Source organism: Streptomyces sp. NPDC005784, from assembly GCF_042871525.1.
Taxonomy (GTDB): Bacteria; Actinomycetota; Actinomycetes; order Streptomycetales; family Streptomycetaceae; genus Streptomyces.
On record NZ_JBIAIQ010000038.1, the window covers coordinates 25,314 to 48,706 of the forward strand.

The window sequence follows — 23,393 nt, forward strand, 5'->3', positions numbered from 1 at the left end:
GCCGCACCGAGAGGAGAAGCTGGTCCGGACATCGCGGACACCAGGGCGCTGACCAGGGAGAATGGAGAACTCTCGCTGACGTGCCTAGGGTCAGCGGGTGGCTTTTATCGTGGTGTGTGAAGATGACGCGGCGGTCCGGGACGTCCTGAAGCGCGCACTCGAGCACGACGGCCATACGGTCGCAGTCGCTTCTACGGCGGACAGCCTGCTGCGGCACCTTGATCCGGTTCCTCACCTGGTCGTCCTGGATCTGGGGCTCCCAGACGCTGATGGCCGCGATGTCTGCTTGGCGCTGCGGGCACGTGGCGTTGATGCCCCGGTGCTGATGCTCACCGCTCTGGATGGCATGCATCACAAGGTGGGCGGCTTCGAGGCGGGAGCCGATGACTATATGACGAAACCGTTCGACATCCCGGAGTTGCTGGTGAGGGTCCGCGCCCTGCTGCGCAGAACAACCGCGACGACCCCACCAAGGGGCGTCGTTCTCGATCCGGCGAAACATGTCGTGATCAACGGTTCGACAAGCGAGAGTCTGACGCCGACCGAGTATCGGTTGTTGGGCAGGCTTATTGCTTCACAGGGCGACGCTGTACGACGCCACGCCCTCGTTGCTGCCGGTTGGCCGCATGGCGCGCTGGTCAGCGACAACACTCTTGACTCCTACATCCGCCGACTACGGACCAAACTCGGTGCGCTGGGCGTGTCCGACCGCCTGTCGACAGTCCGTGGGGTGGGCTACCGATGGGAGTGACGGGCTTCCGTGGGAGGGTCGTCGCGCTCGCGGTTCTGATCGCGACAGCGGTGGTCGCAGTGCTGGTGGTGGTCTCGCACGTGTTGTTGAGCCAGGTGACCGACGCCGACGCGAACGCTCTGGCGCATACGCGTGCCGAGGCAATGGCGGCGAACGTAACCGTACGAAGTGGCCATGTCGTGCTGATTGAGGGCCGCAACGAAGCCCTGGACACGGTCTCGTGGGTGTATTCCGATGGGCGCCTCATTGACGGGATCGTGCCGGGCAGCCTCCTTGACCGAGTCCAGGCGCTTGCCGGCTCCGGGCAGTCCCAAACCACCACGGTCGGCAATTACCTTCTGTATGCCCAGCCGATCCGGCTCGAAGGCCACCGCGTCGTGGTGGTCGTGAGGGTGGACCTGACGCCGTACGAGACGTCGGAGCAGCGTAGCCTGGCGATGTCGCTCGTGCTGGGTGGCATCTCGATCCTGCTCGCAGGCGTCGTCGCACACCTCGTGGTGGGCCGTGCGTTGCGGGTGGTTCACGAGATGGCCGCTCTTGCCGACAAGTGGGGTAATCACGAACCCGGGCGCCGATTCAACCTCGGCGTTCCGCACGATGAATTCGGGCAGCTCGGGCGAACTCTCGACCGCCTGCTCGACCGCGTGGACAACGCGCTCGCGGATGAGCGCCGGCTCACCGACGAGATCGCCCACGAGTTGCGGACGCCCTTGACGGTCCTGCGGGGCGAGGCGCAGTTGGCGCAACTCTCCGGTCACCATGTGGCGCCGGAGTCTGTTCTGACCGAGGTCGACCGCCTGAACAGGGCGATCACGACGATTCTGAGTGCCGCTCGGACGCGGATCGATGCGGGTACCCGCTGCGATCTCAGGGCGGCGGCGCGACAGGCGATCGGCGGCCGCTCCATCGAACTCGCCATCCCGACCAACGTCGATGTCGCCCTGGCAACAGAAGTGGTTGTGGCGGTCTTGTCACCCCTGCTGGAGAACGGCCTGCGGCATGCGAGTACGCGCGTTTGGGTCACGGCGCGCATCCAGCCCCAGGGGGTCGTGATCGACGTTCTCGACGACGGTCCGGGGTTCGATCCGGCAGAGGTCGACCGGGTCTTCGAAGCCGGTGTGACCAGCGGCAACGGGCACGGGTTGGGGCTGGCCGTCGTAAGGCGTCTGGCCGCGTCCGCGGGGGTGGCAGTCCGCGCGATCGCGGATGGTCACGGTCGCGTCGAGGTGACCTTTCCCACGCCAGAGGCGATTGCGTAGTCAGGTTGTGTGCAGGTTGGTCGAGCCAGCCTCGTCGCATGACAACCACAAGCGAGGCCAGCACACGCCGCAGAGAGCGGCTGATGCTGAACAAGGTTCCCGAGGTCACCGTCTGGTTCTGGGTGATCAAGATCCTTTGCACCACCGTCGGTGAGAGTTTCGCTGACTGGATCAACATGAAGCTGGGCGTCGGCCTGGTGAACACGGCCTGGATCTTCACCGCCGTGTTCGTGGTGGTTCTGGGCGTCCAGTTGAGGCTGAAGCGGTACGTGCCATTCCCGTACTGGCTGACCGTGGTGGTTGTCAGCGTCACAGGCACGCTCTACACCGACATCCTGACCGACCAGCTCAACGTGCCGCTGTGGATCAGCTCCGCCGTCTTCTCGGTCTTGCTCGCCGTGGTCTTCGGCGTGTGGTGGATGCGCGAGCGCACCCTCTCGATCCACTCGGTCACGACGCTGCCGCGCGAGTCGTTCTACTGGCTCGCCGTTCTCGTCACCTTCGCGCTCGGCACCGCGACCGGTGACTGGACCCTTGAGCTCACCGGCTGGAGCCCGGGAGTCTCGGTCCTGCTGCCGCTCGGCCTCATCGTGGCGATCACGCTGCTGTGGAAGTTCGGCGCGAACCCGGTGCTGTCCTTCTGGCTCGCCTACATCATGACCCGCCCGCTGGGCGCCAACATCGGCGACTGGCTCGGCTCCCCCAAGGTCGCTCAGCCGGGCGAGCCGACCGGCCTCGCGCTGGGCACCTTCGCCACCAGCCTGATCTTCCTCGGCCTCATCCTGGCGACTGTCATCTACCTGACGGTGACGCGCTCCGACGTGACCGAGACCTACGACGCCACGCACGCCCCGCAGATCACCGCCGACCCGCGCAGGGAGCGCATCGGACTGGCGTGCTTCGGCCTCCTCGCCGTTGCCACCGCAGCCCTGCTGATCTGGGCGCACAGCCAGCCGCACGTCGGCCCGGCGCCGGAGGAGGACGCCACCTCTACCGTTCAGCTCGCCCCCGGCCAGGCCGTGAAGAAGTTCCCGCCCGCCAAGGTCGACGCTCTGAAGGCACTCGCATCGACCGCGCTCAAGGACGCCCGGTCGGGGAACGCGACCGGGGCACATGCAGCCGCCCAGTCACTGCGTGATCTCTGGGATGCCGACCAGGCCTCGTTGCAGCCGCTGGACAACACCGGCTGGACGTTCGTCGACGCCCAGATGGACAGCGTCCTGAAGACCTTCGGCATCGATCACTCGAACCCTCCGATGTCGCCGGCCCGGCAGGAGGCTGAACTCGCGACCCTCCTCACGGACATGCGCTGACGGACCTGATCGGTGGCGGCTCCCCTGGGGCCGTCACCGATCACGCTCTCGCTGTGCACGGGCTCAGTCACGCAATGGTCGTCGCCCCTACCTTCGACCAGGTGCTGGCTGAGCTGCTGTGCGTCATCGACGGGGGCACGTTCCTGCCGTACAACGTGGACCTTCGATGCCTCCATCATCACCACGGGTGCCGACCGGGCCGGAGCGTGGAAGCCTCCTTTGACGCCGACGCGGCTTCGCTGCCGCACCTGCTCACGGAGGACGAACTCGCCGCCGCCCGCAAGATCAAGCTCGACGTCGAGGGGAGTTCCCGCCCCAGCTGCGCCAAGATGTCGAGCTGGTCATTGAGGTCCCCCTCGGCTGCTGGCCAAGCAGGGCCAGGCCGTCGACGACCCGCACGGTCGGTCGAACAGCAGCGTGTGACACCGGATGCGGCTCCGACTGAGCCGCTCAGTGACGCACCCGGAACACCCAGGTGCGGTAGGACCAGAAGCGGAAGAGGGTCGCGCACGCGATCCCCGCGATCTTGAAGAGGTTGCTCTCAAGCGCCGAGTCCCAGCCGAAGCCGTACGTTGCGACGTACAGCACCCCGCTCTCAATGATCAGGCCGACGACGCTGAAAAGACAGAAGAGAGCGAACTCCGCGGCACGCCCCTGCGAGGCTCGGTGCCGATAGGCGAAATACCGGAAACCCAGGTAGTTGAAGACTATCGCCACGCTGGTCGCGATGACGCTGCATCGCACACGGGCAGAGAGGTCACGGCTCGGCTGAGATTGAACACGGCGAGATTCACCCCGACGCCCAGCCCGCCGACGGCACCGAACCTGACGACCTCCCGAAGCAGCGCGGAAAGCTCCGTGCGCTTCGTGTCTGCCTCATCCACAGTGTTCACCGGACGCGCAGTCCTCCAGAGATTCGGAGTCAGCTATTAAGCCGCCGGGGCGCCATGCAGCCGCGGCTGCGGAGGCCAATCCGCCCTTGGCGCGATCTTCCACAGCACCGTATCGCGGAGTCTGTGCACGACGTTGATGTCGCACCCGCGTTCCCGACAGATGTGGTTCGAGGAGCACCGTGGCCTTCGAGCGTAAGGGTGTGGAGATCGCGTTTTGGGTAGGCGGAGCGCCTGGCAACGCGGACCAGTGGTGCGTCGCGTTCTCGGCGAGCGCCATCTGCGATCCGGGGGACTACAGGGCGACGCTTCCTTAATGCAGTACTCGCGATGAATTTCCCTAGTCTCCATGAAGTAAGGAATTTCTGATCAGTGGAACCTGACCTCCGGCCGCTCCCTCCTGCAGGGCCGAGAAGGAGGTCGAAATGGGCGACAGTCCCACGAAGACGGGCGACATGCTCGTGCGGCGGTTCGTGCCAATCGTGCGGCGGTTCGCGCCGAGGCTGGGGCTGCCGCCTCAGCGGCAGCGGCAGTGGCGTTTCGGCGAAGCGGATGGGCGCGGCGCGGGCGCTCAGGGCGTCGGCGGTGACGGCCCGGCTGTGGCGGGAGAGTCTTCCGGTGAGCTCATTGCTCACCTCGTGTACGAATTGGTCCTGCTGACCCATTGGGACAGCGTGATCTGCATGGTCACGGCCGAACGGTCCGGCCTGCGCCGACGGGGCGGTGCATGGCGGCACTCGTCTCGGCTGGCCGTGCACGCCGGCGTGTGTCGGCCTTTGCCACTAGCCAGGGCGTCACACAGCAGGGACAGGTGTGCAGGCGCCGATGCGCGGCGGTCGCGCTCCTCCCGGCACCTGGCGCAGGTTGCCAGGTGAGCCCGCACGGCGCGCGCCTCGCCGGGCGCGAGGGTCTTGAGGGCGTGGCCGGTCAGTGGTTCATCGACCGGGCGGCACCCCTCGATGGCCGTCTTGTCGCCGGACTTCTCGGTCAGGCAGTGAGTTTCGGTCATGGCGAAACCTCCGTTCCAGGTCTCACCTTCGCCCAGGAACAGGCGCTCGCGCGTCGTCTCCGCGCAGCGATATCCGGCTACCACGGCCGCGGTACATGTCTCGTCGGCCTACTGCCGGGACGGATAGCGAAACACCCTTACGCGGGCACCTGTGGGTGAGTCGGTTCGGACGCCGGGCTGACCAGCCCGCACTGGTAGGCGATGACCACAAGCTGGGCACGGTCACGCACTGCCAGCTTGGTCATGGCCCGGTTGACGTGGGTCTTGGCAGTCAGCGGGCTGACGAACAGGCGCTGGGCGATCGCGTCGTTCGTCAGGCCCAGTGCCACGAGGGTCGTGACGTCGCGTTCGCGCGGCGTCAAGCCTTCCAGGCGCGCATGTACGGCTGCTGGGCATGGATCTGGCTGGGCCAGAAATCTCGTGATCAACGCTCGCGTCGCCGACGGGGACAGCAGCGCCTCGCCCTCTGCGACGGTGCGGACGGCGTCGAGAAGCTCTTCGGGCCGCGCCCCCTTGCCGAGAAAGCCGCTCGCACCCGCACGCAGGGCCTCGGCGACGTGCTCGTCATCCTCGAAGGTGGTCAGGACGAGCACCCTCACGTCCGCGAGGTCCTCGGATTCGCTGATGAGGCGTGTCGCCTCGATGCCGTCCATCTCCGGCATGCGGATGTCCATCAGGACCACATCCGGGTGCTCCGCGGCGGCCAGTTCGACCGCCTCGATCCCGTTGGACGCCTCGGCTACGGTCTCCATGTCGTCTGTGGCGTCGAACAGCATGCTGAAGGTGCCCCGCAACAGGGCCTGGTCATCGGCAAGCAGTACGCGAATCGTCATGCCCTTTTCTCCGATCCCGCTCGGGGCTGGGGGAGCCGGCTCGCAGCGGTAGTTCGGCGGTCACGGTGAAACCGCCCTCAGCGCGCGGCCCGGCATACAGCCTGCCCCCGATCGTGGCAGCCCGCTCACGCATCCCGATCAGCCCGTGACCGGCCCCCGGGAGAGGATGACGTGGTCCGGCGGACCCGTCGTCCTCCACGGTGATCGTCAGCCGTTCACGCTGGTAGTGCAGGAACAACCGGGCATGATCGGCTCCGGCGTGCTTGCGCACATTGGTCAGGGACTCCTGCACGATGCGGTACGCGGCCAGATCGACTGCCGGTTCCAGCGGTTCGGCCGTGCCCCTCAAAGCGTGGCTCACGGCCAGCCCGGCGCGTTCGAACGAGGCCAGCAGAGTCGGCACCTGCGCAAGCCCCGGCATCGGGTCACGAGGCGCCACTGGGTCGTCGGACTGCCGGAGCAGGCCAACGGTCACCCGTAGTTCGTCCAGCGCGGAACGGCTGGTGTCCCGGATGTCCTGAAGAGCCGTGAGGATTTGTTCCGGTCGCCGGTCCACCAGATGGACGGCGACGCCCGCCTGAGCGTTGATCAAGGCGATGTGGTGCGCGACGATGTCGTGCAGGTCACGTGCGATGCGGACGCGTTCGGCCGCGACACGCCGCTCTGCCTCCTGCTCACGGGTGCGCTCCGCGTGCTCGGCACGTTCCTCCACGGCGGCCACATAGGCGCGGCGTGAGCGCACCCCGTCCCCGACGGCGGCCGGCAGAGCTGTCCATGCCAGCACCGCCGCTTTGTCCGGATCCAGCCACGACGCCGGCGCGCCCGCCACGGCGGCACCGGCCAAGACGGCAGCCGAGACAGCTGCCATGCTCCAGGCGGTACGCCGGTTGGTCCGTACGGCCACGTTGTAGACGGACACCAGAACCGGGCTTGTCACCAGCGGGCTGTCTCGAACGCCGAGCAACTGGAGGGCCGCCCCGCAGCCAATGGTGACTGCCAGTACGCCAAACGGGCGGCGACTCCGCCACACCAACGAGGAGCAGCCGACGGCTGCCAGCGCCACGGTGGGCCACCGCAGCACGAACTGGTGCTGGTGCGGTGGGATCGAGGCAGCCACGACCGACAGCACGAACAGCACGGTCGAGCCCAACGCGTCCACCGCACGGATCCGGGCTCGCGCTTCCCGTCGCCAACCGTTGATCACCGCCATACCCCCACCGTAGGTTCGACGGCCAAACCGGGCATCGCCACGTCCTCCAAGGAGATCAGCACGATGACCGCACCAGACAATGCGCCCCTGCACGTCCTCGCGGAAGACACCCTCGCCGCGGCGAGTCCGGATCCGCTGCGCGCGAGGGTCAAGACGTTCGCCGACGCGCTCATGTCCGCGGAGGCCGACGCCCTCGGCAACGCCGAATACGGCCAGGTCAGCGACAAATGCGTCAACCACCACAACGGCTACCGCCCACGCGAGTGGGACACCCGCACCGGCACCGTCGAACTCGCCATCCCCAAGCTGCGCCAGGGCAGTTACTTCCCCCATCAGCTCCTCGAACGACGCCGGCGCGTCAACGGCCTCCTCCACGCCGGCCCCGCGCCCGCGAGAACCGGCCTTGCCATCGACCCCATGCGACAGCTGGATGACGCCGAGGGACGCGGCGAGTTTCTCGACCCTGCGGGTGGAGACGCCGAGCAGGCAGGCGGTGGCGACGACCGAGATGAGGGCCTGTTCGGCCCAGGCAGGGCGTCCAGGAGGGCGCTGGTGGCCTCGACGGCGTCGTTGGGCAGGCTGAGGGCGCGGGCGAAGACGTTGGTGGAGCCGCCGGGGACTGCGCGGGCGGCCGCAATCACCAGCAGTGCCGGCAAACACGCCCTGCCGTGCGTCATAAGGTTCGGCCATCGCTCCCGAGCCTCGTCGCCCGACTCTGTCGTGCGTTGCACGGCCTTACCTCATGCCGCGGCGTGCGCGCCCCTGTCGCGTTGTGACACGGCCAGGTAGCCGACGAAGCCGATGATCGCGGCCGTCCAGGCGAGGGTGACTGGTGCCAGGCCGAGGTCGAGGCCGCCGCGGGTGTGGGAGAGGGCCATCCAGTCGGCGAGGGAGGCTCCGAGGGGGCGGGTGATGACATAGGCGGTCCAGAAGGCGGTCACCGCGCCGAGGGCCCCGAAGCGGTGGGCCAGGGCAGGTACGCAGATGCCAGCTGCGAACAGGGTGACCGAGCCCAGGTAGCCGAAGCCGACGGTGGCGGTGAGATCGCCCGTGGCGGTGCCGAGAGCGAAGGTGGCGAGGACGGCCGCCCAGTAGAACGCCTCACGGCGGCGGGTCCGGATGGTGTGGATGGACAGGGTCCGCTCGCTCGCGTACCAGAGGGCGAAGACCGCGGCCAGTACGACGAGGAACGCAGGCGTCGAGACGGCGTACGGCACGCCGAGGCCCACGTGCAGGACGTCGGCGGCCATGGTGCCGAACACGCTGACCATCACGACGGCCATCCAGTACGCCCAGGCGACGTATCTGCGGAGCGTGAACTGCACAGCCAAGGAGACCGTCAGGGCGATGCCGCCGAGCACCACCGCCGGGATCGGGCCGAGCGTGCGGGCCAGGAGGTCCGACGCCGTCTCGCCCATGCCGGTGGTCAGCACCTTGATGATCCAGAAGTAGACGGTCACTTCCGGCACCTTGTTCGCCAACTGGCGTACGGGTGCCAGAGGCCGGTCGTCAAGGATGTGCTCTGCGGTCATGATCCGCACGATCGCACTTCGAGCATGAACGCAACCTGAACGGTGCGCGGGGCAAGCGGCGGCATGTGTACCGCACTACGACCCGGCAGACATGGATCAGTACCGGTTGATCTTCGCCTACGACGTAGGGTCTGCTCGTCCGGCGACGGTGTGAGCGGACGGCGGAGGTCGCTCGACCTCGCCGGCGCTACGCCGTTTGGGCCTCTCGTGTGGGCTGCAGCCCGAGATTCCCTCACCTTGGACAGGGTGAGGGAAACGACTCCTTCTCACCTGCCTCTAACCGACAAGCCGTACGGTGAGGTGGCCTCCTACGAGACGTAGGAAAAGATGGAGGCGTGACGACGAGAGGTGCAGGATGGCCGACGGCTCGAGCGTCACGGTGACCGGTGCCTCTCGCGCCGGCTTCCCACCGCGGACGGCCCGGCCTCGGCGCCGGCGGGGCGAACCTTGGCTCGCGGCCGTCGCGGGGGCTTTCACGCTCGCCCAGTTCTTCCTCGTACGACCGGATCTTGGTCTCGGCTGGGACGAGACGGTCTACGTCAGTCAGGTCAGCGGCCAGGTTCCCGCCGCCTTCTTCAGCGCGCCCCGGGCCCGTGGCATCTCTCTGCTTGCCGCGCCGATCGCGTCGTGGTCCGATTCCACCGCTCTTCTGAGGGTCTACCTGGCGGTTCTCTCCGGTCTGGGTCTCTACTTCGCCCTGCGCATCTGGCGAGCCCACGTCATGCCGCGCGTCCTGGCGCTGGCGGGTGCCCTGTTCGCCTCCCTGTGGGTGACCCTGTTCTACGGCCCGCAGGCCATGCCGACTACTGGGTCGCCGTCGGCGCCCTGGCCTGCGTCGGCTGCTTCCTGCGCGTCCGCGCGAACGCGGGGGACCGGTCAGCCTGGTGGGGCGTGTTCGCGGGCGCGGCACTGATGGCGTGGATGCGCCCGATGGACGCCGTCTACGTGGTGCTGCCCCTGCTCGTCCTCGCTCTTCGCCGCCCCCGCCTCCTCGCCGTACTGGCCGCCGGCCTGCTGGCCGGCGCTGGCGAGTGGGTGATCGAGGCATACATGAGTTACGGCGGCCTCGCGCAACGTCTCTCCGACGCCTCCCGCATCCAGGGCGGCCTCGGCTGGCACCTGGCGGTGGTCGACCAGTTGCACAGTCTCGGCGGGCGTACCCTCTGCCGCCCCTGCACCGGATCGGCCCCCAACCCGGTGGTGACCCTGTGGTGGTTCGCGCTGCCCGTCCTCGCCGCGCTCGGCGCGGTCACCGCCGTCCGCGCCCGACGCGCCCTGCCCGTCCTGCTGCCGCTGGCCTGCGCGGTCACGGCTGCCGTTCCCTACCTGTTCCTCATCGGCTACGCGGCTCCCCGCTTCCTGCTGCCCGCCTATGCCCTGCTTGCCGTCCCCGTCGCCCAGGGTCTGTCTCACCTGGTCACCACCCCCGCCGCCGGGACCGCCCGCACGCTCGCCGTCGGCCTGGTGACGGCTTGCCTGGCGGCCCACCTGGCCGTGCAGTACGTCGTTCTGGAGCACACCGTGCGCAGTTCTGCCGCCAACCGTGACGATTGGTCCCGCACCGCGTCCGCCCTCCACACGCTCGGCGTACGGCCGCCGTGCCTGCTCAGCGGCTACGAGGCGGTGCCGATCGCCTTCTACACCGGTTGCGGATCGGCACAGACCACGGGCCACGACACCAGCACCACGGCGGACGCACTGGCCCGGGCCGCCCACCGGGCCCCCGTTGCAGTCCTCGCCCTTCCGAGAGGCCGTCCGCCCGCCTACGCGCGCACCTGGCCCGTGGCACGGGCCGGCGTTCTCCACGCCTATGTCGCTCCGTTCGTCCGGCAGGGGCGGTGACTGTGGTGGCTGTGTCCGACAGCGTGCCCGCGACCGAGGGCAGGCGCCTCTATCTCCGGTTGGGGATCACTTTGTCGGTGCTGGCCGCCGCCGGCTGCGTACTCGCCGCGCACCGGGCCACGCTGGACAGCGGGACCGACCAACTGGCCGCCGCCGACGGGGAATGGCTGGTGCTCGCCTGCTTCGCCACTGTCGCCACGTGGGTGTGCGCGGCTGTGGCACAGCAGGGTGCGGTCGTCGAGCGGCTGCCGCGGGGGCGGCTGGTGGCAGCGCAGTTCGCGGCGTGCGCCGCCAACCACATCCTGCCCGCGGGAGCCGGGGCGAGCCTGGTCAACCTGCGGTTCCTGACCCGGTGTGGCCTCTCTACCAGGCGCTCGGCGACCGCGCTGGCTGTGAAGGCGGCCGTCGGCGGGACCGTCCGGTGCGTACTGGGTGTCGCCCTGCTCGTGGCGTCGCCGGGCGCTGTCCCACTCCCAGCGCGTCTCCCGCACCTGCTGGTCTGGGCGCCGGTGGCGGTGGCAGCCGTCGTGCCGGCGGTGGTGGCCAGCGGCCGACTGAGGCGGGCGGTCGGGCGGGCCGTGGCGGACGTACGGGAGGTGCATCGCTCCCGAGGGCGAGCCTGCGCGCTGTGGGGCGGCTCGGTCGCGTTCGCGTTGCTGCACGCGGGCGTGGTCGTCGCCGTGGTCCACGCACTCGGTCTCGCGTTGCCCACGAGCCATCTGGTGATGGCGTACCTCGTTGCCAGCGGGGCGGCGGCCCTGCTTCCCACGCCCGGTGGACTGGGGTCGCTGGACGCCGCGCTCGCCTTCGCGCTCACGGCCGCCGGAGCACCGGGGCATACGGCAATCTCGGCGGTCATCGGCTACCGCCTGCTGACCGGATGGCTGCCGATGGCACCGGGACTGCTGGTCCTGGGATTGCTTGCCCGCCGTTCGGCGCTCTGAGCCGGTGCGGTGCTCGCTGCCTCTCCCTGTCAGGTGACTGGCATGATTGGTGACCATCGAGGCGAGGGGCTCGAAGCGTGGTGCGGGCGGGCAGGAGGCGGTCCTGGTGGCTCTTGGGCAGCCGAACGTCCTTGCACGGTCGCCCTTCAGCCAGCCGCGCACGTCCCCGCCCTCAGTGACGCGGCAGCCTTTTCGTCGGCCGCCTTGCCTTGCGTGGCGATCCGGTCGGCGCGCCGGGTACCGGGCGGTGCAGGTGGTGGCGGGTGACGAGTTCGAGCGTCACCGCGACCGCGACGGACTGCACTGCCATGAGTGCGATCAGGACGAACAACTGCACCGCCCCGGCCATCACGGGACTCGCCCCTCCCATCAGCATGCCGACGAAAGCACCGGGGAGGGTGACCAACCCCACTGTCCGAGTCTGGTCGAGGCCCGGCAGGAGTGCCTCTGATGCCGCGGGGCGGGCGATCTCCATCCGTGCGTCCCGGTCCAGGAAGCCCAGGGCCATCGCGGCTTCCACTTCCCCATGGCGCTGGGCCAGTTCGTCCAGGGCACGACGTCCGGCGAGGACGGTCACGGTGAGTGCGCCGCCGATGAGGATGCCCGTGATCGGGATCAGCGCGATGCCCTGCAGCGGGACGAGCCCCGTCAGCAGCAGCGCCGCGACGACCGGCACCACACCGGCGGCGATCGGGGCGGCCGTGAGCCACCAGGTGTGGTCGCTGGTGATTCTCCGTCCGGCCGTACGCACCGCCACCGAGAACATGACGACAAGGAAAGCCAGCAGCCCCGGCACGGACCTGACGGCCCACGCGATGACCACCGACACGACGGCGAGCTGGGCCGCGGCCCTCAGTCCGGCGACGAGAATCTCCCGGGCCCGGCTCTTGTAGGGGTGCGGGTCCAGATGGAACCGCCCCGCGACCGCCGCCGCCCCCAGGAGCAGAGCGGCGAGGAGGACGCCGAGGGCGGTGTTGACCGGTACGAGGGATGCCGCACTCGACGTCACGTTCCCCACCTCAAGGAGCCGCTGCCTGGGCCGGGTGGTGCCGTGCAATTAGCCAGGCCGCGCCCTGTTGTCAACAAGGCAGTCTATGTCGACGCTGCGCGGGCCGAGCCCTCGCTCTTTTGCCGGATGATCACTGGCAGGCGCTCACATCCAAGCCTGACGTCAGCCGCTTCTCAATCCGCCGGATCCGGCGGCCGTTCCAGCCGGTATCCGTGCCCTCGCAGCGTGGTGATCTCCGGCAGGTGGACAGGACCGCTCCCTGCCCGCACTGCCTCGGTCAGTCTGCGTCGCAGGCCCGCCATCGTCACGTCGAGAGTCTTGGTGGGTCCGAACCAGTTCTCGTCCCACACCTCGGCCATCAACGTCTCCCGCGACACCGCCTCGCCGACCCGCTCGGCCAGCACCGCGAGCAGGTCGAACTCTTTGGCCCGCAGTGGGATTTCGACACCGTGCAGCGCGCATCGTCGGGCGGAGATGTCGACGACCAGATCGCCCAGCCGCACCGGCTTCCGGACCGGGGCAACCACTGCCTGCCGCCGCAGATGCGCTCGCAGCCGGGCGAGCAGCACGGTCATGCTGAACGGTTTGACGAGATAGTCGTCGGCCCCCGCATCCAGTCCGGCGATGACGTCGATGTCCTCGGTCCGTGCGGTCAGCACGACGATCAACAGATCGGGGAGGCGGGCCCGCAGATCCCGGGCCACGCCCAGGCCGTCCATGTCGGGTAGCCCCAGGTCCAGCAGCAGCACGTCGTACGGTGCCCGCGCGGCCTCGGTCAGCGCGCCCGCCCCCGTACGGCACCATGTCGGCGCGTAGCCATGGCCGCGCAGGCCGGCTTCCAGATGGCGGCCGATGGTGTCGTCGTCCTCGACGACGAGGACACGGGGGCGGTCCGGTGCGGCGGGCGTGCGCATGGACGACAGCCTAGGAGTGGACAGGGTGGCGAGCCCGTCGTGCGCGCGGGGAGTATTCACAGGTCGCGGAGCTCCTCCACGGCGGGGCGTCGGGTGTTGCGGATGCCGTTGAGGGCCGCGGCGAGGATGGCGGCGACGGCGGCAGTGCCGGTGAGTGCTAGGTACGTGCCGGGGACCGAGAGGCTGGCGGGTGGCGGATCGAAGACGCCGGTCAGGACCTTGACCAGCATCTGTGACAGGGCCCAGCCGATCAGGGCGCCTCCGGCGAGGCCGCCGGTGGCCAGCACCAGGGCCTCGGTGAGGACCATGCCGCGCAGCTGGCGGGCGCGCGCGCCGAGGACCGTGGCGATCGCGAAGGTGCGGCGGCGTTCGGCGAGCCCGAGGGCGAGGACGAGCCCACCGGCTCCCGCGGCCAGCAGCACCGCGAAGGCGAGTTCGATGCGCGTCAGGCCCGCCAGATCGACCGAGGTCAGGCTGGTGCCGACGGTGCCGCGGGTCTGGGTGAGGTCGGTGACGGTGGCACCGGTGCCGAGCTGCCGGCGCAGCTGTGCGGCGATCTGCTTCTGGTGGCTGCCGCCGGTGTCGAGGAGGAAGGCGCCCACCGCGTCGCTGCCGGTGGCCTTGGCGACGTAGGAGGCGTTGGCGACGAAGAAGCTGTCCTTGGGGGCGGTGGGGAACTCCTTGGCGATGCCCGCGTAGTGGAAGGGCACCGTGTGCAGGGCTTTGGTGCGCGCATCCTGGATGCGCAGGTTGACGGTGTCGCCGGGGGAGAGCTGGAAGTCGTTGACGGTCTCGACGCTGACCAACAGGTTGTCCGGGTGCTGGGCAAGGCGTTGCATCAGCTGCCGGGCGCCGCCGCCGGCGAAGTAGGCGTCCTGGAGTGAGGTGGCCTTGGCGATGGTGTCCGGGCGCACGCCGTAGAGGTCCTGCAGGTCGGAGCCGACATAGGCGAAGCGGTGCTGGAGGGGTTCGACGTGTCGTACACCTGAGATCTTCAGGGCCGCTCCGGAAGTGGGTGGGGCCTGGGCGCCGGGCGGTTCGGTGACGGTGACGTCGGCGCCGTTGGTGAGCCGGGCGTCGACCTCGGCCTGTTGCTGGTACGTGGCGTTGAAGACGGCGGTGGACACGGCGAAGGAGACGGCCAGGGCGAGCAGCACCACCGAGCGAGCGAGCGGACGTCGGCGCCGGGTCAGTACGGCCGCGGTGGTCCCGGCCAAGGTCGCGGTCAGCGGGCGGGCCAATCGGGTCAGACCGGGACGGCCACGTGTCAGGGCCAGCAGGGTCAGGCGCCACAGCAGCAGGGCCGCGCCGATCCACAGCAGGGCGGGGCCGAGGAAGGCCCAGTACGACACGGAGATGCTGGGGACCCCCTCAGGGGCGAGGACCAGGGCGTACTGGTTGCCGGAGGAGGCACGGAAGATTAGCCACGAGCCGATCAGGAGCACGAAGTCCAGGCCGTACCGCATCCACCAGGGTGACCGGGTGCGTCGTACGCTCTCCTGTTTGCGGGTGTCGGCGACGGTGACCGCGCGCAGGTCCCGCAGCGCGGGGATGAGAACGGCACCGGCGGCCACCGTGGCTCCCAGTGTGAAGGCGATCGCGTACCAGACGGTCCACGTCCCTGCGCTCGCGCCGAACGAGGCCGTACCGAAGGCGAGACGGCCGGTGAGCGCGGCGACACCCAGCCCCGCGAGGCCCCCGGCGAGGCCGATGAGGGCGGCTTCCACGCCCGCGAGGCCGGTGATCTGGCGGGGCCGCAGCCCGCGCAGTCGCAGCAAACCCTGTTCCTGGCGCCGCCGTTCGCCGCCGGCCGAGGCGACCGCCGCCGTCAGTGCGGCCGCCAGCACCGCGCCCGGCACGCCGAGGAAGAGGAAGAGGATCTGCGCGTACAGGGCGTCCTGGCGGGCGGAGTCGAGAGCGGCGCCGATGTTGTTGCCGACCAGGGCGGTGCCTGCGGAGCGGGCCTCCAGGTTGTGGGCGGCACCGGTGACCGAGGAGAAGGCGGCGGCGGGGTCGGAGGGCAGCCGGGTGTTGTCGCGGGCAACGTGGATCTGGGTGGTGACGGCAGTGGCACCGCGGGTGAGGGAGGCGAACCGGGCTGCGGGCAGCAAGATGACGTTGTCCGGGGGCGCGGTCGGCTGCGACTGGCTGGGGGCGCCGACGGTCTGGAAGAGGGAGTCGGCCTGGGGCAGGTCGACCACGCCGTCCACCTTCACCCGCCGCAGGCCGGCACCGGGAAGCTGGATGCCGATGGTGTCGCCCGGGGCGGCGTGCAGGTTGGAGGCGGTCTGCTGGGCCAGCAGGACGCCGGTGGAGGAGCCCGACAGCGTCCGGACGGCGTCCGGGAAGCGGCCACGGTAGCCGTCGGGCAGTCCGAGGGCGACACCGGGGCCGGTGGTCTGGGTGCTGCCCTGCACGCGGGCGGTGAAGCCGCTGGTGTGGGCGAAGCCGACCGGCAGCGCGGTGCGAGTGCCGGGAGTCTTCTGCACGAGGGACAGGACGGCGTTCGGGTCGGCGCCGGGCTGCACCTGGACCTGCCAGTCCACGGCGACCGAACGCAGGGCGCGCTGGGTCATGGTCGCCTTCGACGCGGTGAGGAAGGAGCCGAGCGCGGCGACGAGGGCGACCGCGAGCGTGACGCCGGCCAGGGCGGCCAGCAGTCGGCCGGTGCGGTGGCGGGCCAGCCCGCGAGCCCATGCGGCGATCATGACACCTCCTCGGGGGCGAGCAGCCGTCCGTCGCGCATGATGCGCCGGACGGTGAGCCGGGCGGCGACGGCTGGATCGTGGGTGGTGACGACGAGCGCCGCACCGGTGTGGTCGGCGGCCGTCAGCAGGGCGTCCAGGACGCGGGCGCCGGTGGCGCGGTCGAGGCGGCCGGTGGGTTCGTCGGCGAGGATCAGGCGAGGCGCCTGGGCCAGGACCCGGGCGGCGGCCACCCGTTGGGCCTGGCCGCCGGAGATCTCCTCGGGCAACCGTTCGGCGAGGTCGGCGGCATCCACCCTGGCGAGCGCGGCGAGGGCGGTCCTCCTTGCCTCGTCTTCCACGCGGTCGGTGAGGACCAGGGGCAGGGCGGTGTTCTCGACCACGTTCAGGGCGGGGATCAGGCTGTCGCCCTGGAAGACCAGGCCGATGTCGTACGGCCCGAGGGAGGCGGCGCGGGTGACGGTGCCGTGGGTGGGCTGTTCGAGTCCCGCGATCAGATGGAGCAGCGAGCTCTTGCCCGATCCCGAGGGGCCGACCACCGCGAGCCGGTCCCCAGCCCGGATCTCCAGGTCGGCGCCGTGCACGGCCACGACCGCCTGGGCCCCCCGGTCGAAGGTCAGGGCCGCGTCCGTGCAGCTGACGAGCACGTCATCCGATGACATCGTGCGCCTCCTCGCGGTCGTGCGGCGTCGGGGCACTGGTGGCCCTGCCGTCCGTCAGCGTGATCACCCGGTCCGCGACCCGGACCGCCTCCGCGCTGTGCGTGACGAGCAGCACCGCGCAGCCTTCCGCGGCCCGCTCCCGCAGCAGTGAAAGCACCAACTGTTCGGTCTCGCCGTCCAGTTCACCGGTAGGTTCGTCGGCAAGCAGGACGGCGGGCGCGTTGGCCAGTGCGACGGCGAGTCCTGCCCGCGCCAGCTCGCCGCCGGACAGCTGCCGGGGCAGGGCGTGCGCGCGCCCGGCCAGCCCCACCTGCGCCAGCAGGGTCTGGGCCGGGACGGGCACCCTGCGGCCCTGCGCCCGTTGCGGCAGGCGGACGTTGTCGCGCAGGTTCAGATGTGGCAACAGATTGCGGGTCTGCAGCAAGACGCCGATGTGCCGGGCGCGCAGCCGGGCCCGTTCCGTCTCGGGCTGGTGGCTGATCCGTACGCCGCTCACACGGACCTCGCCGCCGGAGGGCTCGTCGAGTCCGGCCAGGCACGCCAGCAGAGTCGACTTTCCGGCCCCGGACGGTCCCACGACCGCGACGGTCTCACCACGGCGCACCGTCAGCGACACCCCGCGCAGCGCGAGCGTCTCCTCCTCGCCGGCCCGGTAGAAGCGGTACAGCTCGCGGGCGGTCAGTACGTCGTCGGCCGAGCCGCCGGTGTCGTACGAGTCGACTGGCATCGCGCTCACCGCCACGCGAAGGAGTCGCTGACGATGCGCCAGGGATCGACGTTGTCGGCCTTGACCGGCCCGGACAGGGTCAGGTCCACCTCGTGCCCGGCGCGATAGAAGGCATACCGTTCGAACGCGTCCCGCACCACCTTGCCGGTCACCTGATCCTTCGCCGAGTCGCCCTGGTAGGTCAGCAGGACCACGCGGCCGGAGTGCCGGGTCACCTCCGACACCTTGGGTGCGGCGAACTTCGGTACCTGGGAACGCAGTTGAGGTACGACGGTGTCGGTGACGGAGCGGGTCGTAGGCGTGCCGGCGGCGGAAACCGCCGTGATCTTCACAGTGTTGAGCTTGTCCGTGAACACGGTGGTGCTGCCCTGGCCAGTGCGGGCCCAGCCCTCGGGCACCTTGACCGTGAAGCCGGTGAAGGAACCGCCGGTCGGCCGGTAGGCGACGAACGCCTGGTTGTCGGGGATGTCGCCGGGAGGGTTCGACTCGGTGGGCGCCGCGTTGTTCTGCCCGCCGCTGCCGCCTCCGCCTCCGGAGGAGGAACCGGCCGTGGGAGCGGCCGGGGACGTCGTCGAGCCGGCGCCCGAACCCGAACCCGTCCCGGAACAGCCCGCAGTCACCGCTGCCACGAAGGCCAGTCCGACGACCGCGTACGTTCGTGTGCGTGCTGCCATGGCCACTGCCCTCCAGGGGAGTCCTCGGACCGGACGGTCCACAGCACCGACGCTAGGAAGAGGCCGGTTAACGCCCTGCTCGCCGCGGGTTAGAGGACGGCAAAAGCGTGTGGCGCAGCGCGTCCGCCCAGGTGAACGGCCCGCATGATGGGGTCATGAGACAGCGCGTGGTGCGAGTCGCCCTGACCGCCGCTCTGGTCGCCGTGGTCCTCCTCGCCGTCCCGCTCGCCCTGGCCATCAGGTCGTCCCTGTACGCCGACCAGCGCGACACCCTGGAGCGGTCCGCCCTGGCCGGGGCCGTACGCGTGAGCCCGGACTACGCGACCGGCGACCCGGTGGAACTGCCCAAGCCCCCGGCGGGCGGGCAGATCGGTCTGTACGACCCGCAGTCGCGGTTGCGGGCGGGCAGCGGGCCCCACCCGGGCGACGCACCGGTCCGTCGAGCCCTGGGCGGAGAGGCCGTACGGGGCCACTCGGGCGGCGATCTGGTGGCCACCGTGCCCGTCTCCCACACCGAGCAGGTGATCGGCGTCGTACGGGTCTCGTCCCCCGCAGCCTCCGTGCGCGACCGCGTCCTCGTCGCGTGGGCGGTGCTGCTGGGGGCGACGGCGTTGGCGCTGGCCGTCGCGGTCGTCGTGGCCCGCCGCCAGGCACGGGCCCTGGCAGTCCCGTTGGAGGATCTGTCCCGCCACTGCCGAGCCGTGACCGAGGGCGACCTGAACGCCCGCGCCGCCACCAGCAGCATCGCCGAGATCGACCAGGTCGCCCGCACCCACAACGAGATGCTCCACAGCCTCTCCGAACTGCTGCGCCACGAACGCGACTTCACCGCCAACGCCTCCCACCAGCTGCGCACCCCGCTCACCGGTCTGCAACTCGCCCTGGAGGGGGGCCTCGCCCAGGACGATGACGCCGGGCTGCGACCCGTCCTGACCGAAGCACTGGCCACCACGCACCGCCTGCACCACACGGTGGAGGAGGTGCTGCGCCTGTCGCGTGCCAGGGAGGTGTCCCGCTCCGCCGCCGGGAAGATCGCAGTAGGGCAGCTGCTGCGGGAGGCCGAGGAACGCTGGCACGGCCTGTTCGCCCGGGACGGCAGACGCCTGGAGTGCGCCGCACGGGACACACCGACCGATGTCCTGGTCCCAGGCGCGCCCGTGTCGGAGGTGCTCGGCATCCTGCTGGACAACGCCCGCGTGCATGGGCGCGGCACCGTCCGGGTCGACGTGCGGGACCTGGAGAACGCCCTCGCCTTCGACGTGAGCGACGAGGGTGCCGTGGCGGGCGAGCCGGCCCGGCTATTCGACCGGGGGCACACCGGGGGCGGACAGGGAGCGGGCATCGGCCTGGCTCTCGCCCGGGACCTGGCCGTCTCGCTCGGCGGCAGGCTCGCCCTGAGCAGTGCTCATCCGGCCACTTTCACGTTGCTTATTCCTGTCGATGAGGACGAGGCACAGGGAGCGCCTGAGTGAGATGGCCTTCTTGCGTCGCGTTCTCGGTCGCAGCAGTCTCGGGGAATGCGCATTGCGAAGTGGCTCGGGGTGCGGTGTGGATCGGTTCCTGGTACCTGATGTACCTGGAGGTCACGCGCTGGCACCAAGTGAAGCCGTCGTTGGCGTTCAACTCGGACACAATCCTTGGGACGGGCGTCCGGCCGCGTCCCTGTCAGCCGCTGATCCTTCTGTACCTCGCCTGTGTGGCGGCTCCGCTGGTGGTCGTGGCCGGAGTGGTCACGCAGATCCGCGCACGCCGTGCCGCCAGAACCAGCCGTAGACCGTGACGACCCGCCCGCGCCGGGCCCGGTCCAGCGGGTCCTAGCCCCTGACAGCGGTCAGCACGTTCTCCTCGAAGGGGCCGCCCTTGACGGTGACCTCCTTCACGGTGCCGATGCCCTTGACGTAGTACTTGTTGTCCACGACGCCGGGCTCCAGCGGCGTCCATTCCTTCGTGCGCAGGGCCCCGGTGAATGTCTTGTACGGGACGGACACTCGGGAGGTCAGGTCCAGGACCTGGAAGCGGTCCTCGGCCTGGCCGGGGTAGTACTCCTGCTGTCCGGCGGCGCCGGGGACGGGGTGGGCGGGCAGGAAGATGCCGGGGCGGGCGCCGTCACGGCCGGCGTGCCAGGTGCCCTCGGTGGAGAGCATGTTGCCGTGGGCGTCGAGTTCGGCGGTGTCCTCGCCGAAGTACCAGACGTTGCCGGTGGCGTCCTGTGCGTAGTAGTCGCGGGTGGCCTCGTGGAGGGTGTGGCCGGTGTAGAGGCGGTCCTCGACGACGCGGCAGGGGATGCCGGTGATCTTCTCGGTCTCGCGGGTGGCGGTAAGGTACTCCGTTGACTTCTCACCGTCCTTGATACCGCTGTAGACCAGCGTCCGGCCGGCTGGCAACGGGAACCACGGGTTGTCGACGGTCGCCGAGAAGCTGCGGGGAGCCGGGCTGGGTTTCGTCGTGGGCGCCGAGGGCTGATGGCCCGAGCTTCCGGAACCGGACGAACAGGCCGTCAGCACGACCGCGGCCGTGCAGCCGGCGGTGACGGTGAGGACCAGTGCTCTGCGTGTCATGCCCTTGCTGATCATCGGGACTCCCTCGTCGAACTGTGGCTTCGAGCCTGCTCGCGAGTGGCTAAGGAGACCCTGAAACGGTCCCCGCGGGTCCCGTGGGGGTCCGCTCGGATGGACTCAGCGTCCCCTTAGCCGCCCGCACTACGCTGGACACAAGCAGAGCCTGCGCGAGGAGGCGCCATGCGGATTCTCGTGGTCGAGGACGAAGCACCCATGGCGGAGCTGCTGCGGCGCTGCCTGGCGGAGAACGGCTTCGCGGTCGACGTGGCCGCCACCGGCGAGGACGGCCTCTGGTACGCCGGGGAGACCGACTACGACGTGATCGTCCTGGACGTGATGCTGCCGGGCACCGACGGGTTCGGGGTGCTGCGTCAGATCCGCGCCGCCGGCCGGTGGGCGCCCGTCCTGCTGCTGACCGCTCGGGATGCCGTCGAGGACCGGGTGCGCGGTCTGGACCTGGGCGCGGACGACTATCTCGTCAAGCCCTTCGCGCTCGCCGAACTGCTGTCCCGGCTGCGCGCGCTGATGCGCCGGGGCGCCCGCGAACGGCCCGCCGTGCTCGCCGTCGGCGATCTCAGCCTCGATCCCGCTGCCCGCTCCGTGGCCCGGGACGGTTCGCCGATCACCTTGACGGCCAAGGAGTTCGCGCTCCTTGAGTGCCTGATGCGGCGGCCCGGACAGGTGCTGTCCAAGGCCGAACTCATCGAACACGTCTGGGACTTCACCTTCGACGCGGACTCGAACGTCGTGGAGGTGTACGTGGGCTACCTCCGGCAGAAGATCGACCGTCCCTTCGGACGGCAGTCGCTGCGCACCGCCCGCGGCGCCGGCTACTGGCTGCGAGACGACCGCAAGGACCATGCGGATCATGTGCACCCTGTTGGCTAGGCTCCCCGTCCGGCTCCGCCTGACCCTCGCCTCCTGCCTGGCGATGGCGGTGGTGCTGACCGCCCTGGGCGCCTTCCTCTACACACGGATGGGCACCGAACTGACCCGCGCCGTCGACCTCGACCTGAGGGCACGGGCCGCGGCCACCGTCAGCTCGCTGGCCCAGCGCGAACGGGCTCCGCTGGACGCGGGCCGTGGACTCATCGACCCCGACGAGTCGTTCGGCCAGATCCTCACGCCGCACGGCGACGTCGTCGAGACGACCCCGGCCGTCGCGGCCGCGCCCATGCTGCCACAGGGCACCACACGGACCGTCACCAAGCCGGTCCTTCTCAGTCGTCATGTCGTGGGCATCGACGACCCCGCCCGGCTGCTCGCTCTGCCCGTCCGTCTGCCGGGGACGGTCGCACAGCCCGCCGTCCTCGTCGTGGGCGCGCCGCTCGGCGACCGTGCGGAGGCACTGGACCGGTTGCTGCTCCTGCTCCTCATCGGCGGCCCGCTCGCCCTGGTGGCGTCCTCGTACGCGGGCTGGCTGCTGGCGGGCGCTGCCCTGCGACCGGTCGAGCGCATCCGCCGGGAGGCTGCCGCGATCTCCGAGGCCGAGCCCGAGCGGCGCCTGACCGTCCCGCCGACCGGGGACGAACTGGCCCGGCTCGCGCACACCCTCAATGCCATGCTCGCGCGCCTGCAGGAGGCGCTGGAACGTGAGCAGCGCTTCGTCGACATGGCCGGACACGAGCTGCGCACCCCGCTGGCACTGCTGCGGGCCGAGCTCGAACTGGCCACGGCACGCCCGCGCGAGCGCACCGAACTCGAAGCCGCCGTACGGTCCGCAGCCGCCGAGACCGACCGGCTCGTCGGTCTCGCCGAGGATCTCCTTGTCCTCGCCCGCACTCGAGAGGGCCGACTGCCGCTGCGCCGCGAGCCGGTGTCCCTGCCGCGGCTGCTCACGGACGCGGCCGAGGCGTTCCGTGCCCGCGCGACCGCCGACGGTGCGACGATCACCGTGGAGACGTCCGGAGCCCCCGAAGCAACCGCCGACGCCGATCCGGTACGGCTGCGCCAGGTTCTGCACAACCTCCTCGACAACGCCCTGCGCCACGCCGGCTCGTCGGGGCCTGGCCACATCGTCCTGAGCACCGAACGAGCGGACAGTGCCGTGAAGTTGTGCGTAGGTGACGAGGGCCAGGGTTTCCCGCCCGCCATGCTCGCCGGGCCACCGCCGGGCCCGTCGGCCGACAAGAGTGCCGGTGGGCTCGGCCTCGCCATCGTCGCGATGATCGCCGTGGCACACGGCGGCCGGTTGAGCCTGGCCAACCGGCCATCGGGCGGGGCTCTCATCACCATGTGCCTGATGGCCGCGCCAGTGCAGGGAAGCGGTGCCGATTGCCCGAGTGCTGCGGTCGGCTCGTGCCCGGGACCGGCCGAGGCAGCCAGCGAACGCGGAGCACACTCCTCGCCGAGCAGCGGCGCGGAGTCCACGCATCCGAGGCCGATGTAGAAGCCGGTCAGGCCTCCGCGCAGACTTCTGGCCGGAGTTGGGCAGGGCGGCTGCGTGGCCATCCGCGGACCCTCCACAACGGCTGATTCGCCCAGTCGTGCGATGGGCCCTTTCCTGACGGCTTGTGACGGCGAGGTCGCGGCTACGACTCACAGCGGGCGTGCGGGGCCGC

18 protein-coding genes and 4 pseudogenes are annotated in these 23,393 nt (G+C 70.2%); 9 read left to right on the forward strand and 13 right to left on the reverse strand.

Going from position 1 to position 23,393, the window contains the following annotated elements; all coding sequences use genetic code 11:
- Positions 1 to 97: 97 nt before the first annotated feature.
- From ACFYR3_RS37050 to ACFYR3_RS37060, 3 genes are read left to right on the forward strand one after another with little or no spacing between them, the layout of a single operon-like run.
- Positions 98 to 751 carry a response regulator transcription factor gene (locus tag ACFYR3_RS37050; protein WP_355854976.1) on the forward strand — a complete coding sequence of 218 codons (654 nt, stop codon included), beginning with the start codon at positions 98 to 100 and terminating at the stop codon, positions 749 to 751.
- Positions 742 to 2,010 carry a sensor histidine kinase gene (locus tag ACFYR3_RS37055; protein ID WP_389286373.1) on the forward strand — a complete coding sequence of 423 codons (1,269 nt, stop codon included), beginning with the start codon at positions 742 to 744 and terminating at the stop codon, positions 2,008 to 2,010. The genes ACFYR3_RS37050 and ACFYR3_RS37055 overlap by 10 nt, the downstream gene beginning before the upstream one ends.
- 38 nt (positions 2,011 to 2,048) lie before the next feature.
- Positions 2,049 to 3,323: a hypothetical protein gene (locus ACFYR3_RS37060; protein WP_355854982.1), complete on the forward strand. Its 1,275-nt coding sequence runs from the start codon at positions 2,049 to 2,051 to the stop codon at positions 3,321 to 3,323.
- A gap of 462 nt (positions 3,324 to 3,785) precedes the next feature.
- Here the strand turns inward: ACFYR3_RS37060 and ACFYR3_RS37065 are convergent.
- From ACFYR3_RS37065 to ACFYR3_RS37080, 4 genes and pseudogenes are all read right to left on the reverse strand, one after another.
- Positions 3,786 to 4,207: pseudogene (locus tag ACFYR3_RS37065) on the reverse strand (GtrA family protein); the annotation flags it as partial.
- A 637-nt stretch (positions 4,208 to 4,844) separates the two neighbouring features.
- On the reverse strand, positions 4,845 to 5,222 hold the full coding sequence (locus ACFYR3_RS37070) for a zf-HC2 domain-containing protein (RefSeq protein WP_355855072.1): 378 nt from the start codon (positions 5,220 to 5,222) through the stop codon (positions 4,845 to 4,847).
- Positions 5,223 to 5,359: 137 nt separating this feature from the next.
- Positions 5,360 to 6,055, reverse strand: coding sequence for a response regulator transcription factor (locus ACFYR3_RS37075; RefSeq protein ID WP_355854988.1), 696 nt, complete (start codon positions 6,053 to 6,055; stop codon positions 5,360 to 5,362).
- Positions 6,027 to 7,358: a sensor histidine kinase gene (locus ACFYR3_RS37080; RefSeq protein ID WP_389286408.1), complete on the reverse strand. Its 1,332-nt coding sequence runs from the start codon at positions 7,356 to 7,358 to the stop codon at positions 6,027 to 6,029. Before ACFYR3_RS37080 ends, ACFYR3_RS37075 begins: the two co-directional genes overlap by 29 nt.
- Here ACFYR3_RS37080 and ACFYR3_RS37085 point away from each other — a divergent pair.
- Positions 7,329 to 7,605, forward strand: a pseudogene (locus ACFYR3_RS37085) (transposase); the annotation flags it as partial. The gene ACFYR3_RS37080 and the pseudogene ACFYR3_RS37085 sit on opposite strands and share 30 nt — an antisense overlap.
- A 190-nt stretch (positions 7,606 to 7,795) precedes the next feature.
- Here the strand turns inward: ACFYR3_RS37085 and ACFYR3_RS37090 are convergent.
- Positions 7,796 to 7,885: pseudogene (locus ACFYR3_RS37090) on the reverse strand (diacylglycerol kinase family lipid kinase); the annotation flags it as partial.
- Positions 7,886 to 8,005: 120 nt separating this feature from the next.
- Positions 8,006 to 8,797 carry a hypothetical protein gene (locus ACFYR3_RS37095; RefSeq protein WP_355854991.1) on the reverse strand — a complete coding sequence of 264 codons (792 nt, stop codon included), beginning with the start codon at positions 8,795 to 8,797 and terminating at the stop codon, positions 8,006 to 8,008.
- A 355-nt stretch (positions 8,798 to 9,152) separates the two neighbouring features.
- Between ACFYR3_RS37095 and ACFYR3_RS37100 the strand changes: the two are divergent.
- Positions 9,153 to 10,639: pseudogene (locus ACFYR3_RS37100) on the forward strand (hypothetical protein).
- Between the two features lie 5 nt (positions 10,640 to 10,644).
- Complete coding sequence (locus ACFYR3_RS37105; protein ID WP_389286376.1) at positions 10,645 to 11,583, forward strand: YbhN family protein; 939 nt, start codon at positions 10,645 to 10,647, stop codon at positions 11,581 to 11,583.
- A 172-nt stretch (positions 11,584 to 11,755) separates the two neighbouring features.
- On the opposite strand, the gene ACFYR3_RS37110 is transcribed toward ACFYR3_RS37105, so the two are convergent.
- The 6 genes from ACFYR3_RS37110 to ACFYR3_RS37135 all read right to left on the reverse strand — a co-directional run bounded on the left by ACFYR3_RS37110 (position 11,756) and on the right by ACFYR3_RS37135 (position 18,274).
- Positions 11,756 to 12,592 (reverse strand): ABC transporter permease, encoded by an 837-nt coding sequence (locus ACFYR3_RS37110; protein ID WP_355854996.1) that lies wholly within the window; start codon positions 12,590 to 12,592, stop codon positions 11,756 to 11,758.
- 173 nt (positions 12,593 to 12,765) lie between these two features.
- A complete protein-coding gene (locus ACFYR3_RS37115) occupies positions 12,766 to 13,506 on the reverse strand; it encodes a response regulator transcription factor (RefSeq protein WP_355855077.1) in 741 nt (246 codons plus the stop codon).
- Positions 13,507 to 13,562: 56 nt separating this feature from the next.
- A complete protein-coding gene (locus ACFYR3_RS37120; RefSeq protein WP_355854999.1) occupies positions 13,563 to 16,214 on the reverse strand; it encodes an ABC transporter permease in 2,652 nt (883 codons plus the stop codon).
- Positions 16,211 to 16,873 (reverse strand): ABC transporter ATP-binding protein, encoded by a 663-nt coding sequence (locus tag ACFYR3_RS37125; protein WP_355855002.1) that lies wholly within the window; start codon positions 16,871 to 16,873, stop codon positions 16,211 to 16,213. Before ACFYR3_RS37125 ends, ACFYR3_RS37120 begins: the two co-directional genes overlap by 4 nt.
- Positions 16,860 to 17,600, reverse strand: coding sequence for an ABC transporter ATP-binding protein (locus ACFYR3_RS37130; RefSeq protein WP_355855005.1), 741 nt, complete (start codon positions 17,598 to 17,600; stop codon positions 16,860 to 16,862). Before ACFYR3_RS37130 ends, ACFYR3_RS37125 begins: the two co-directional genes overlap by 14 nt.
- Positions 17,601 to 17,605: 5 nt before the next feature.
- Complete coding sequence (locus ACFYR3_RS37135; protein WP_355855008.1) at positions 17,606 to 18,274, reverse strand: hypothetical protein; 669 nt, start codon at positions 18,272 to 18,274, stop codon at positions 17,606 to 17,608.
- Between the two features lie 155 nt (positions 18,275 to 18,429).
- Between ACFYR3_RS37135 and ACFYR3_RS37140 the strand changes: the two genes are divergently transcribed.
- Positions 18,430 to 19,746, forward strand: a complete 1,317-nt coding sequence (locus ACFYR3_RS37140; protein ID WP_389286379.1) for a histidine kinase dimerization/phospho-acceptor domain-containing protein — start codon at positions 18,430 to 18,432, stop codon at positions 19,744 to 19,746.
- A gap of 342 nt (positions 19,747 to 20,088) precedes the next feature.
- On the opposite strand, the gene ACFYR3_RS37145 is transcribed toward ACFYR3_RS37140, so the two are convergent.
- Positions 20,089 to 20,847: a hypothetical protein gene (locus ACFYR3_RS37145; protein ID WP_355855014.1), complete on the reverse strand. Its 759-nt coding sequence runs from the start codon at positions 20,845 to 20,847 to the stop codon at positions 20,089 to 20,091.
- Between the two features lie 165 nt (positions 20,848 to 21,012).
- Between ACFYR3_RS37145 and ACFYR3_RS37150 the strand changes: the two genes are divergently transcribed.
- Together ACFYR3_RS37150 and ACFYR3_RS37155 are read left to right on the forward strand one after the other, a co-directional pair.
- Positions 21,013 to 21,720, forward strand: coding sequence for a response regulator transcription factor (locus ACFYR3_RS37150; RefSeq protein ID WP_355855017.1), 708 nt, complete (start codon positions 21,013 to 21,015; stop codon positions 21,718 to 21,720).
- Complete coding sequence (locus tag ACFYR3_RS37155; RefSeq protein WP_355855020.1) at positions 21,701 to 23,221, forward strand: ATP-binding protein; 1,521 nt, start codon at positions 21,701 to 21,703, stop codon at positions 23,219 to 23,221. Before ACFYR3_RS37150 ends, ACFYR3_RS37155 begins: the two co-directional genes overlap by 20 nt.
- Positions 23,222 to 23,393: the final 172 nt, after the last annotated feature.